12 protein-coding genes and 1 tRNA gene are annotated in these 12,494 nt (G+C 66.1%); 5 read left to right on the top strand and 8 right to left on the bottom strand.

The annotated features are described in order from the left end of the window. The first annotated feature begins 7 nt into the window (after window positions 1–7). The 3 genes from CR917_RS15095 to CR917_RS15085 all read left to right on the top strand — a co-directional run bounded on the left by CR917_RS15095 (window position 8) and on the right by CR917_RS15085 (window position 3,178). Entirely contained in the window at window positions 8–1,225 is a 1,218-nt protein-coding gene (locus CR917_RS15095; protein ID WP_104573181.1) for a fumarylacetoacetate hydrolase family protein, read from the top strand. 86 nt (window positions 1,226–1,311) lie between these two features. Continuing rightward, window positions 1,312–2,625 (top strand): MFS transporter, encoded by a 1,314-nt coding sequence (locus CR917_RS15090; RefSeq protein WP_054914329.1) that lies wholly within the window; start codon window positions 1,312–1,314, stop codon window positions 2,623–2,625. 172 nt (window positions 2,626–2,797) lie between these two features. Beyond that, window positions 2,798–3,178 (top strand): hypothetical protein, encoded by a 381-nt coding sequence (locus tag CR917_RS15085; protein WP_043864065.1) that lies wholly within the window; start codon window positions 2,798–2,800, stop codon window positions 3,176–3,178. Between the two features lie 46 nt (window positions 3,179–3,224). On the opposite strand, the gene CR917_RS15080 is transcribed toward CR917_RS15085, so the two are convergent. From CR917_RS15080 to CR917_RS15055, 6 genes are all read right to left on the bottom strand, one after another. Further along, a complete protein-coding gene (locus tag CR917_RS15080; RefSeq protein WP_058540342.1) occupies window positions 3,225–4,445 on the bottom strand; it encodes a zinc-dependent alcohol dehydrogenase in 1,221 nt (406 codons plus the stop codon). Window positions 4,446–4,519: 74 nt separating this feature from the next. Next, on the bottom strand, window positions 4,520–5,314 hold the full coding sequence (locus tag CR917_RS15075) for a DUF3618 domain-containing protein (protein ID WP_104572568.1): 795 nt from the start codon (window positions 5,312–5,314) through the stop codon (window positions 4,520–4,522). Further along, window positions 5,311–5,739, bottom strand: a complete 429-nt coding sequence (locus tag CR917_RS15070) for a phage holin family protein (protein ID WP_104572567.1) — start codon at window positions 5,737–5,739, stop codon at window positions 5,311–5,313. Before CR917_RS15070 ends, CR917_RS15075 begins: the two co-directional genes overlap by 4 nt. Next, window positions 5,739–6,320: a hypothetical protein gene (locus tag CR917_RS15065; RefSeq protein ID WP_104572566.1), complete on the bottom strand. Its 582-nt coding sequence runs from the start codon at window positions 6,318–6,320 to the stop codon at window positions 5,739–5,741. The genes CR917_RS15070 and CR917_RS15065 overlap by 1 nt, the downstream gene beginning before the upstream one ends. A 185-nt stretch (window positions 6,321–6,505) precedes the next feature. Next, window positions 6,506–6,979, bottom strand: coding sequence for a hemerythrin domain-containing protein (locus tag CR917_RS15060; RefSeq protein WP_043864060.1), 474 nt, complete (start codon window positions 6,977–6,979; stop codon window positions 6,506–6,508). A gap of 225 nt (window positions 6,980–7,204) precedes the next feature. Further along, window positions 7,205–8,995 (bottom strand): thiamine pyrophosphate-requiring protein, encoded by a 1,791-nt coding sequence (locus tag CR917_RS15055; protein WP_043864059.1) that lies wholly within the window; start codon window positions 8,993–8,995, stop codon window positions 7,205–7,207. A gap of 176 nt (window positions 8,996–9,171) precedes the next feature. Between CR917_RS15055 and CR917_RS15050 the strand changes: the two genes are divergently transcribed. Both CR917_RS15050 and CR917_RS15045 read left to right on the top strand, forming a co-directional pair. Next, on the top strand, window positions 9,172–10,212 hold the full coding sequence (locus CR917_RS15050) for a GlxA family transcriptional regulator (RefSeq protein WP_244988720.1): 1,041 nt from the start codon (window positions 9,172–9,174) through the stop codon (window positions 10,210–10,212). Between the two features lie 124 nt (window positions 10,213–10,336). Beyond that, window positions 10,337–10,411, top strand: a tRNA-Gln gene (locus tag CR917_RS15045). Between the two features lie 155 nt (window positions 10,412–10,566). Here the strand turns inward: CR917_RS15045 and CR917_RS15040 are convergent. Further along, window positions 10,567–11,796 carry a DUF3422 domain-containing protein gene (locus CR917_RS15040; RefSeq protein ID WP_054914334.1) on the bottom strand — a complete coding sequence of 410 codons (1,230 nt, stop codon included), beginning with the start codon at window positions 11,794–11,796 and terminating at the stop codon, window positions 10,567–10,569. Between the two features lie 5 nt (window positions 11,797–11,801). Continuing rightward, entirely contained in the window at window positions 11,802–12,404 is a 603-nt protein-coding gene (locus tag CR917_RS15035) for a TetR/AcrR family transcriptional regulator (protein ID WP_104572565.1), read from the bottom strand. Window positions 12,405–12,494 lie beyond the last annotated feature (90 nt).

Here is a 12,494-nt window from a genome sequence, read left to right as displayed (position 1 = left end):
TGCACACATGACCAACCAGAACCAGGCGCACGCGCCTCTCGCACTGAGCAACGATCTCGCCGTGTTCGCCACCGGCAGCTGGGTAGGGCGGGTGTGGCTGCCCGAGCAGGGCCCGGCCGTGGTGCTGGTCAGGGCCGGCGCGGTGCATGACATCAGTGCCCATGTGGCCACCGTCTCGGCCCTGCTCGAACAACCCGACCCGGCCACCTACCTGCGCGCACTGCCGCTGGGCGAGGCGTTGATCGAGCTGCCCGCGCTGCTGGCCAACAGCGACCCGCAGCAGCGCGATGCGCGCCTGCCATGGTTGCTGGCCCCCATCGACCTGCAGGCGGTCAAGGCCGCCGGCGTGACCTTCGCCGCCAGCCTGCTGGAGCGTGTGGTCGAAGAGCAGGCCAAGGGCGACCCGGCCAAGGCCGACGCGATTCGCGACACCCTGGTCAGCCGCATCGGCGCCGACCTGTCGCGTATCGTGCCCGGCTCGGCCCAGGCCGAAGAACTGCGCGTGCTGCTGGTGGAGCAGGGCATGTGGTCGCAGTACCTGGAAGTGGGCATCGGCCCGGACGCCGAAGTGTTCACCAAGGCCCAGCCGTTGTCGGCGGTCGGCCACGGCGCCGATATCGGCCTGCACCCCAAGTCCAGCTGGAACAACCCCGAGCCCGAGGTGGTGCTGGCGGTGTCGAGCAACGGCACCATCCACGGCGCCATGCTGGGCAACGACGTGAACCTGCGCGACTTCGAAGGGCGCAGCGCGCTGCTGCTGTCCAAGGCCAAGGACAACAACGCCTCGACCTCCCTCGGCCCGCTGCTGCGCCTGTTCGACGAGACCTTCAGCCTGGAGGACGTGCGCGCCGCCGAAGTCGACCTGCGCGTCGAAGGCCGGGATGGCTTCGTGCTGCAGGGGCGCAGCTCGATGCGCCAGATCAGCCGCGACCCGGTCGACCTGGTGCAGCAGACCCTCAACGAGAACCACCAGTACCCCGACGGCCTGGTGCTGTTTCTGGGTACCCTGTTCGCGCCCAAGCAGGACCGTGACCAGCCCGGCAGCGGTTTCACCCACAAGCTGGGCGATGTGGTCACCATCAGCAACCCGCTGCTGGGCAGCCTGTGCAACCGCGTGACCACCAGCGACCAGGCGCCACAATGGGCATTCGGCCTGCGTGCGCTGATCGAAAGCCTGAGCCGTCGTGGCTTGCTGGAGGTGGCAGTGACTGCACGCCAGCCCTGAGCGGGCGTGCGTATTCCAGGGATGACGTGTGGATGAAGGATCGCCTCGGCGTTTGACGCTGCAACAACAATAATAAAGGCCATCAGATGAACGCACTGAAGAAGTACCAACGCATCACCGTCGTGTTTCTGCTGTTGATCGGCATCGTCAACTACCTGGACCGCAGCGCGCTGTCGATTGCCAACACCTCGATCCAGCGCGACATGCTCATCAGCCCTTCGCAGATGGGCATCCTGCTGTCGGCCTTCTCCGTGGCCTATGCCTTTGCGCAGTTGCCACTGGGCCTGATCATCGACCGCCTGGGCAGCAAGATCGCCCTGGGCGCCTCGTTGCTGGCCTGGTCGGTGGCGCAGTCGCTGTGCGGGCTGGTCAACAGCTTTGGCGGCTTCATGGGCCTGCGGGTGCTGCTGGGGATCGGCGAGGCGCCGATGTTCCCCTCGGCGGCCAAGGCGCTGTCGGAATGGTTCGACGCCAACGAGAGGGGCACGCCGACCGGCATCGTGTGGTCGTCGACCTGCCTGGGGCCGTGCCTGGCGCCACCGTTGCTGACGCTGTTCATGGTCAACTTCGGCTGGCGCGGGATGTTCATCATCACCGGCGTGATCGGCATCGTGCTGGCGCTGTGCTGGTTGACGTTCTACAAGAGCAAGGCCAGGTACCTGGCCGAACTGGCGGCGCAGGGCCAGGCGCTGCCAAGCGAACAGCCGGCGCCGCGGGCTGACGCGGTGCAGGCGCCCAAGGCGTCGTACTTTGCCGGCTGGCTCGACCTGTTCAAGCATCGCAGCACCTGGGGCGCGGTGCTGGGCTTCATGGGCGTGATCTACATGCTGTGGCTGCACCTGACCTGGCTGCCGGGCTACTTCGAGCGCGAGCATGGGCTGAACCTGTACGACACCGCGTGGGTGGTATCGCTGGCCTATGGTTTCGGCGCGGTGGGCACCATCGTGGCGGGGCGGTTCTGCGACCTGCTGGTACGGCGTGGCATGAGCGTGCTGGCCAGCCGCAAGTTCAGCGTGATCACCGGGCTGGTGCTGGCGGCGCTGTTCACCTTGCCGCTGTCATATGTGAGCGGGTTGACCGGGTGCGTGATACTGCTGTGCCTGGCGCTGTTCAGCATCAACATGGCCAGTGCCACGGCGTGGATGATCGTCAACACCATCGTCGACAGCCCGCGGGTGGCCTCGTTTGGTTCGATCCAGAACTTTGGCGGCTACATTGCAGGGTCCGTGGCGCCGATCGTGACCGGGTTCAGCATCCAGTATTCGGGCTCGTTCAATACCGCGTTCATGATCAGTGCGGTGGTGGCGCTGTGCTCGGCGCTGGCGTACTTCCTGTTGCTCAAGGCGCCGATCGGCGGGGCGGATGAGCCGGCGGGGCAGATGGCCGGGGCTACCCAGTAGGACAGGTGGCGAGCGCTTCGCGCTCGTTCACTGGCGTGCCAGCGAAGAGGCCGGTGGTCTTCGCTCCTCTGCCATTCATCCACCCAATCGCACCCTGGCGCACCCGTGCCCTCAAACCCCCTGAATGGCCCGTGACACGGGCCCGCATTCAACCGGATCGAGGGTGAGCACCATGCCCCAGGGAAGCAAAGCCAAGTACACCGCCGAGCAGAAACGCAAGGCGCAGCACATCGAAGAAAGCTACGAGCAAAAAGGCACGCCCAAAGCCGAGGCCGAGGCGCGTGCCTGGGCCACGGTGAACAAGCAATCTGGCGGGGGCGAGAAAAAGGGCGGCTCAGGTCGCAGCACCCCGGCCGGCGAAAAGCACGCCGCTGCCTCCGACTCGGCCAAACGCGCCGCCAGCACCCGCGCCGGCCACGCGCGCACCTCCACCACCTCGTTGGCCAGCCAGACCAAGCAAAGCCTGCTCAAGGAGGCGCGCAGCAAGGACATCAAGGGGCGCTCGAGCATGACCAAGGCGCAGCTGATCGAAGCGCTGCACGCCCACCACTGAACCCGCCCGACGCTGACCGGCGAGGCTGCCGGCCAGCGTCACGGGCTCAGGCCACCACGCCGTCGTCGACGATGGCCATCGGCAACTCGATGCTGCTGTCGCCAGGCGTGAGGATGACCTTGCGGCACTCCTGCTCCTTCTTGTCGAAGATCCTGTAGCCCTCGGCCGCCTGCTCCAGCGACAGGCGGTGGGTGATGATGGTTTCCGGCGTGAGCGCGCCGGTTTCGATGTAGCCCAGCAGTTCGGGCAGGTAGCGCTGCACGTGGGTCTGGCCCATGCGAAAGGTCAGGCCCTTGTCGAACGCATCGCCGAACAGGAAGCCGTGGATGAACCCCGAATACACCCCCGGCACACTGACCACACCGCCACGCCGGGCTGCCGCGATGCACTGGCGCAAGGCCTTGCCGCTGCTGCCCTCGAGCTTGAGCGCGGCCAGCACGGTTTCGGTGGTGCTGCCCTTGGCCTCGAAGCCCACCGCATCGACCACACCATCCACCCCGCGCATGCCCGGGGTCTGGCGGATGATGGTATCGGCCGGGTCGTCGTCATCGTCGAAATTGATCGGGATCACGCCATACGCCTGCTGCGCATAGGCCAGCCGGTAGGGGTGGTGGTCGACCATGAAGATGCGTTCGGCGCCGAGCATCCGCGCCACCGCCGCGCACAGCAGCCCGACCGGCCCCGCGCCGTAGATGGCGAGGCTCGAACCCTGGCCGATCTCGGTGTTCTTCACCGCCTGGAAGGCCGTGGGCAGGATGTCGGACAGAAACAGCACCTTCTCGTCGCTCAGCGTGCCGGGCACGCGGAACGGCCCGGTGTTGGCCTTGGGTACGCGCACGTACTCGGCCTGGCCGCCGGGTACGCCACCGTACAGGTGGCTGTAGCCGAACAGCGCTGCGCCAGAGGGGATGAGCTTCTTGTTGAGGATCGCGCCGCGCCCGGTATTGGTGGTCTCGCACGCGGCGAACAGGTCCTGCTGGCAGAAGAAACAGCTGCCGCAGGCAATCACGAACGGGATCACCACGCGATCGCCCGGCTGCACGGCGGTCACCCCGGTGCCGACTTCCTCGACCACGCCCATGAACTCGTGACCGAAGATGTCGCCGTCTTCGACCGCCGGGATCTTGCCGCGGTACAGGTGCAGGTCCGAGCCGCAGATGGCGGTGGCGGTCACCCGCAGGATCAGGTCGTCGGGTTCTTCCAGAATGGGGTCGATTACGGTATCGACCCTGACGTCGTGGGCGCCGTGGTAGGTGAGTGCTCTCATGGTCTCTCCAGCTTCGCGTAGGTAGGTGCAACACAGAGGGGCGTGCCCCGGCGCACAGGGCGCCGGGGCGACACTCAGGGCCTGAAGCCCAGCCCGTCGGACAGGTCGGCAGGCCCCTCGCGGGGGGCCTGCGCGGCAGCTGCCGGCGCGCTGGCGTCGGCGTTGTGCACGGCCTGGGTGGCGTCGGCGTACAGCGCCTTGCCGGTGCGGGTCACCTTGTCGGCCAGGGCATCGCGGGTTTCGCCCATCAGTTCGTCCTCCTTGCGCGTGCCGGGCAATGCCGCGCCCAGGGCCGCGCCGAGGGCGATGCCGATCGCGGCCAGCACCAGCGGCTGGTCCTTGAGCAGGTGGTCGAACTGGCCCTTGAGCTGCGCGGCCTGGGCCTGCACCCGGTCGCTGGCGTGGTGCGCGGCCTGGCGCACCTTGTCGGCCGAGCTGCCCAGGCTGTCGCCGGCGTCGCGCGCCTTGTCGTGGGCCACGTCCGAGGCGTGGTGCAGGTGCTCGCCGGCCTGGGCCATGGCGCCCTTGATGCCGCTGGCAGCGTCGCCCAGCGTGTCGGCCAGGCCGCTGCCGCCAAAGGTCGGCGAGCCGGGTGAGAAGGGGCGGTTCTGGTTCAGCGCCAGCCACGCCAGGCCCACGCCGGTTAGCACGGTGGGCACCGGGTTGTTCTTCAGGGTGATGCCCAGGTTCTGGAAGAACTCGCCGCCGTTGCCCTTGAAGTACGCCATGCCCTGGTCGATCAGCTGGCCGGGGGTGAGGCGGTGTTCCAGCGAGTCCACCAGGTGGCTGATGCTGGCGCGCTTGGCGTCGATCTCCTGCTCCAGGGTTTCCGGGCTCTTGTGCGATTCGGCTTCGAATGAGGTGCTCATGAGACTTTCCTCTTCAGTGCGTCCTTGTCCTGTTGCAGGGCATGCAGGGTGCGGTCGGGGGTGAGGTTGGACGGGTCGAACTGCTTCTTGCCGGCCTGCAGCATCACGAAGCCGATGACCAGGGTCACCGCGCCCACGATCAGCGCCGCCAGCCAGGGCGCGACCACGTAGGCCAGGCCGTACACCGCCGCCATCAGCAGGATGATCAGGCCCGCCAGCAGCACCATGGCGCCGCCGGCCACGGCGGCTGTACCGGCCTTGAGGGTGGTCAGGCTGCGTTGCAGTTCGGCCTTGGCCAGTGCCAGCTCCTTGGTGAACAGCTCGGGCACTTCACGGGAGAGCTGGCGCAGCAGGCTGCCGATGCTGGTGTTGTCGTGCTCGCCCGGTGGCGCGGGGGGCAGGGTATCGAGTGGGTCGCGTTCCATCACACACCTCCCTTGAAGCTGTCCTGGGTGTTGGGGCCATCGGCCAGTGTGCGGCCCAGCGGGTCGGCGGGCACGGGGTTGTCGCGCAGCGGCGGTACCGAGCTCTGGTAGGGCGCGCTGGCACCGTAGGCCTGCGTGGGGGTGCCCGACGCGGTCGGGTGGCTGCTGCTGGCGCGCAGAAAGCGCGACAGGCCAAAGCCGATGGCGACGCTGCCGGCCAGGAACAGCGTGGGGTTGTCGCGGGCCAGTTGCGCGCCCTTGTGCACCAGGTCCTCGATGCTGTTGTCGCGGACCTGGTCGGCAAAATCGCCCAGCCCGCTGGCCAGTTGCGCCATGTACTGCGCCAGCCCGAGGGAATCCTTGCCTTCAAGGGCCGAGGCTGCCGACTGGGCGCCTTCGACCAGCGAGTCGAGCTGTTCGGCGGCCAGGTCGCGATACTGCTCGTACTGTCTGGCGCCGTGTTCCCTGGCGTCGTCGAGCAATGCCCCGGCGTCTTCGGCCAGGGTGTGCAGGTGTTCCTGCGGGGTGCCCTGGGGCGACTGCGAGGCGTCGCCGTGGGCCGACTGATCAGTCCCGTTCATTGTGGTTCTCCCTTACGTTCGGATAAACGCCGGGCACACTGCGCTGATTGCCAAGCACTGTTTTACGGACTCTCAGGCGGATGACGATGGACGTGGCGGCAGAGTTCAAGGCAAGTGACAGGTGACTGCCAAGGGCACGACCAAAGGTGGGGCGGGCCCGCCCGGCGGCGGGCCTGGGGAAGGGGTCAGTGGCTGGTGGTATTCTTGAGGGCCTTCATGTAGTTGGCCTTGAACGCCTGCATCTGTTCGCCAAGGGCCTCGAGTTCGGCCTTTTTCAGCAGCTTGCGGGCCTGCGGGAACATCTCGGACTCTTCTTCCTCGATATGGTGTTCGAGCAGCTCTTTCACCACCTTCACGCGGCCGGTGAACTCCGGGGTCGACGGGTCGGTGGTCTTGAGGTCGGGCAGCACCAGGGAGTCGACGGTGCGGTGCTCTTCCTTGGCCTCGTAGTACATCACGTCCTGTTCCTTGCCGCCGGCCTGCTTGAACGCCGGGTAGAGGATCTGCTCCTCGATCTCGGTGTGCACGGTGATTTCCATCTCCAGTTCGGCAAGCAGCTGGGTGCGCGTCTTGACGCCGCGCTCGGTGGATGCGCTCAGTTTTGCCAACAGGGCCTTTACGCGCTTGTGATCGGCTTCGAGCAGTTCAATGGCATTCATGGTGATCTCCGGTGGCGGGTACGGTGGCGTGTTCGCCTCGGTAGTCGTTGCATCAACGATGCCAGCCTGCACCGCTGGAAAAACCTCGTTGAATCAACGGCGTCGCCAGCGCATGGGCAGCGTCAGGCTTGCAAATTGCCCGAAACGGCCACCGGATCATGCAGTTTGGATGAAGGCACACTGCCCACGCCCATGCTGCCTCAGCGAAGTGGCGTGGGCATGCAATCAGCGCTTGCGCTTGGGCAGCACCGCGCTGAGCACCTGCTTGGCGGTCTGGGTGATCACGCCGGCTTCGTCGGGGTCGCCCTTGAGCAGGGTGGTGGCGAAGTTCTTCGCCTGTTGCACGGTGATGTGCGGCGGCAGGGGCGCCACGTTGGGGTCGGTCTTGAACTCGATCAGCACCGGGCAGTCGCTGGCCAGGGCCTGCTCCCAGGCGGCGGCAACGTCTTCTTCACGCTCGACGAAAATGCCCTTGAGCCCGATGGAGATGGCAAACAGGTGGTAGGGCACGTCGGGAATGTTCTGCGACGCCTCGAACTTGGGGTCGCCCTCCATTACCCGCTGCTCCCAGGTGACCTGGTTGAGGTCCTCGTTGTTGAACACCGCGCAGATCCAGTTCGGGGTCTGCCACTGACGCCAGTACTTGGCCACGGTGATCAGCTCGGCCATGTTGTTCATCTGCATGGCGCCGTCGCCCACCAGCGCGATCACCGGGCGCTCGGGGTGGGCGAACTTGGCCGCGATGGCGTAGGGCACGGCCGCACCCATCGAGGCCAGGCCGCCGGACAGCGAGCACTGCATGCCGCGGCGGATCTTCAGGTCGCGGGCGTACCAGTTGGCGCACGAACCCGAGTCGCTGGTGATGATGGCCTGGTCGGGCAGCCGCGGGGACAGCTCGTGCACCACCCGCTGCGGGTTGATCGGGTTGGCGCTGACCAGGGCGCGTTTTTCCAGGGTCTTGTCCCAGCGGGCGCGCCAGCCTTCGACCTTCTTGCGCCAGCTGCGGCTGGTCTTGCTGTCGAGCAGCGGCAGCAGGGCGCTCAGGGTTTCGGCCGCATCGCCCACCAGGTTGACCTCCATCGGGTAGCGCAGGCTGAGCATGTCGGGCTGGATGTCGATCTGCACCGCGCGGGCCTGGCCCTCCTTGGGCAGAAACTCGGCGTAGGGGAAGCCCGAGCCGATCATCAGCAGGGTGTCGCACTCCTGCATCAGCTTGTAGCTGGGCTCGGTGCCGAGCAGGCCGATGGCGCCGGTGACCCAGGGCAGTTCGTCGGGCAGGGCGGCCTTGCCCAGCAGCGCCTTGGCCACGCCGGCGCCGAGTTTTTCGGCCACGGCGATGACCTCGTCGGTGGCGTTCAGCGCGCCCGCACCAACCAGCACGGCGACCTTCCTGCCCGCATTGAGGATGTCGGCGGCGCGCTGCAGGTCGGCCTCGTAGGGCACCACCCTGGGCTTGCTGTAGCCGACGCCCGAATGCAGGGTGCCGTGGGCGCGGGCGGGTTCTTTATAGGGCAGGTCCTGCAGGTCGTTGGGCAGGATCACCGCCGTGACGCGGCGCTCGCCCACCGCCGTGCGCACGGCACGGTCGATCAGGTGGCGTACCTGGGAGGGTTCGGAGGCCTGCTGCACGAAGGCGCCGGCCACGTCCTTGAACATCGACAACAGGTCCAGTTCCTGCTGGTAATGGCCGCCCAGCGCGGTGCGGGCCTGCTGGCCGACGATGGCGAGCACCGGCATGTGGTCCATGCGCGCATCGTAGAGGCCGGTGAGCAGGTGCGAGGCGCCGGGGCCGGAGGTGGCGATGCATACCCCCAGCTCGCCGGTGAACTTGGCATGGGCTGCGGCCATGAACGCGGCCATTTCCTCGTGCCGCGCCTGGATGAATTCGATCTTGCCCCGGGCCCGGTCGAGCGCGCCGAACACGCCGTTGATGCCATCGCCAGGGTAGCCGTAGATACGTCGCACGCCCCATTGATACAGCCGCTCAACCAGGAAGTCGCCCACTGTCGTCGTCATTCGATCCCTCACGTTTACAAGTGATAGTCAGAGGTCTGGACCGGGCGCGCGCGCAGAAAGTTTCAACTGTCGAGCGTGGCGACGACTATCGCGGCGGGGGCATTTGGAGGCATATTGCCGTGCCACCCGGCGTGCTCTGCACGCTTTACCAGAACAACCAGAAGAGGCAGAACGTGGTGCAACGGCGGCAGTTCAGCGGTGCCCTGCAGGGCTCGAACCTGCGTTTTGTAGGCGGGCAGGGTCACGGCAGCGGGCCCCGGGCGCGGGTGGGCTTTGTGCTGCTCGAACATTTTTCGTTGCCGGCCTTCACCCAGGCGCTCGATACCCTGGTCACCGCCAACCTGATCCAGGCCGATGCCTTCGTCACCACCACCTTCAGCCTTGACGGTGCCTCGGTGGTCAGCGACCTGGGGCTGGTGATCTGCCCGGATGCGCCGCTGGGTTTGAAGACGCTCGAAGGCCTGGACCTGCTGGTGGTGTGCGGTGGCCTGCGCACCGTGCTGCGCCCGCTGCCGGAGCTGGCGCTGTTGCTGCAACGGGCTGCGCAGGTGGGGGTGGCGTTGGCGGGGCTGTGGAATGGTGCCTGGTTTCTGGCCCAGGCCGGCCTGCTCGATGGCTACCAGTGTGCGGTGCACCCGGAGAACCGTGCAGCGCTGGCCGAGCTGGCCAGGCATAGCCAGGTGACAGGGGAGAGCTACACGGTGGACCGAGACCGCCTGACGGCGGGCAGCCCGGCGGGGGCGTTCAACATGGTGCTGGAATGGATCGGCCAGCGTCATGGGCGTGGCCTGGTGGATGCCGTGGTCGATATCCTGGCCTACGAGGCCTCGCGCTTTCGCCGGGTGCAGCCGACCGTGCACCAGAACATGAGTGCGCCGCTGCGCGAGGCGATCAAGCTGATGGGGGCCAACCTTGAAGAGCCGCTGAGCCAGGTGCAGTTGGCGCAGTATGTGGGGTTGTCCCGGCGTCAGATCGAGCGGCTGTTCCAGTCGCAGCTGGGGACCACGCCGGTCCGTTACTACCTGGAGTTGCGCATTACCGAGAGTCGCCGGTTGTTGCAGCACTCGGACCTGGCGTTGATCGATGTGGCCCTGGCGTGCGGCTTTGTTTCGCCCAGCCATTTCAGCAAGTGCTACACCTCTTTTTATGGGTACGGCCCGTCGAAGGAGACGCGATTTGGCTGTGTGAACGGGCCGCAAAAGCCGGATATGCCGTAAGCCATGCGGTAACCACCTGTTTTTTCGTTATTTTTTATCGTTGGGGGCTTCCCTGACGAAGCGAAAGTTGGTACATTTCCGCTCATTCCTGCCGAGGCCTTTCATGGGCCTCCAGTTGCATCACAGGGGCGTCGCCAAGCGGTAAGGCAGCAGGTTTTGATCCTGCCATGCGTTGGTTCGAATCCAGCCGCCCCTGCCATTTTTCTCGTATCAACCTTCCCCAACTATCAAAAAAACTGCTTTATTGCGGTCGGCTTCCGTTCGTGCTGCGTTTCGCTGCCGGGCCAGCGGCGCCAAGGCTGCAGGCCATGGCGCTCGGTTTAAACAACGCAGGTTCAAACGCTGGTCGCAGGGCTAGTGATCGTTGTGCTTGACCTTGCGCACCCGCACCAGAATCAACCCCAGCACGCCGATGGCCAGTGGCGCCATGCCCAGCAGTGCGTCCCGTGCGCTGACCTGCAGCCCCATTACCGTCAGGCCTGAATAGATCAGCTTGAACAGGTTGAGCAGGTAGTAGGTGATGGCGATGATCGACAACCCTTCCACTGCGCGCTGGATCTTGATCTGGGTGTCAGCGCGGGTGCTCAGGCTCTTGAGGATCTCCGCGTTCTGCTCCTCCATTTCCACCTGCACCCGTGCCTGCAGCAGGTCGCCCAGGTTGGCCACGCTCTTGGCCAGCTGGTCCAGGCGCTGTTCGGTCACGGCGCAGTAGCGCACCGTGGGCTTGAAGCGCCGTTCGATGAAGATACCCAACCGCTGGCAATCGCCCAGGTGGCTTTCGCGCAGCTCGCCCAGGCGCTCGAACACCAGTTGCGCATAGGCCTGGGTGGCGCTGAAGCGGTGGCGGGTCTTCGCGGCGCTGCGCACCATCTGCGCCGACAGCCCGGCAATGTCGCCCAGCAGTGCCTTGGCGTTGCCCGGCTGCGGGTCGGCGTTGCGCTCGGACAGGCTCACCAGGGTTCTGTCGTAGGCATTGAGCTCCACGCTCAGGGCCTTGGCGGTGTCCAGCGACAGCGAGGCCATCATGCGGTAGGTCTCGATCTCCAGCAGGCGCCGGATCATGCGGCCCTGGCGGTAGGCATTGAGGCGCCTGTTGACGAACAGGAAGCGGTTGGTGCCGTCCTCGCCCAGGCGAAAATCGCTCCATACCCGCGCATCGCCCCCGCCAATGCACGAGCCGCACGGGTCCTTGAAACCGTAGCGCGACAGCTCGCCGGCAAATGCCGCGTCGTTGTGCACCATGATCTGCACGGCATTGATCAGGTACGGCAAAAAGGCATCGACCCTGTCCATCAGCAGCGCGGGCAGGGGCTGCCAGGCCGGCGTCTGCTCGGTGGTGGTGACCACCAGGGTGAGGGTGACGAACTCGGCGTGCCGTTCCCATTTCAGGGCGTGGCCTTGCAGTCGGGTGATGCCCTGCACGGCGCCTGGGCTCACCGGCTCCGGGCAGCACTGCTGCAGCAGCGCCTCGCAACGTGCGTCGTCGCTGAGAAAGGCCAGGTGGTAGACGTGGGCGGGCTCGTCGAAGTACAGCGAGGGGCGGGCGTGCAGCTCGTTGTGCAAGGTCTTGCGCTGTGGGTGCATGTAGATCAGGCCATGTTGGAATTGTTCTTGGCGCTTTCGATGATGCCCGTGACGAAGGTGATCAGGGCCTGGGTCAGGCCCTGTTCGCTGACCTGCACCCCGCGCCACTGCGCGTGCCCGTACAGCATGCCGATGACGGCATGGGTGACGAGGCCGATCGCGCCTCCCTGGCGCCCGTCGCGTGCACACTCGCTAGCAACGATGCCGCTCAGGATCGACGCATGGCTGCGGTTGAGCGCGTCAATCTGCAACTGCTGTTCGTGGGACAGGTTGACGTACTCGCGAGTCACCAATTGCACGCGATGGGCGTGCGCCAGGTTGAACCGCACAAACGCCTGGACGAAGCGCTGCAGGCGTTCTTCGGGGGTTCTGGCGCCTTTCATGCAGCGTTTTGTGTCGAACACCAGGTCGGCCAGGGTCGACTCGATCAGCTCGAACAACAGGCACTGCTTGTTCTCGATGTGGTGGTACAGCGAGCCGGCACGCAGGCCCAGATGGCTGGCCAGGTCGCGCAGGCCGATGGCCTGGTAGCCGCGGGTGGCGAACAGTTCGGTGGCCGCGTCGAGCAGGCGGTCCCGGGGCGAGCAGGCAGTAGCGGCAGCGGGCATGGCGCAGTCCTGTATGGGCATCGAGCGGGGCAAATTCGGTTTGACCAAATGTAAGACAACAGGCATCTTACGTAAAGACTAATGCGCGGA

The organism is Pseudomonas sp. BRM28, assembly GCF_002939405.1.
Lineage (GTDB): Bacteria > Pseudomonadota > Gammaproteobacteria > Pseudomonadales > Pseudomonadaceae > Aquipseudomonas > Aquipseudomonas palmensis.
The sequence above is the reverse complement of the archived record's forward strand: the minus strand, read 5'-3'. Positions and strand labels throughout refer to the sequence as shown.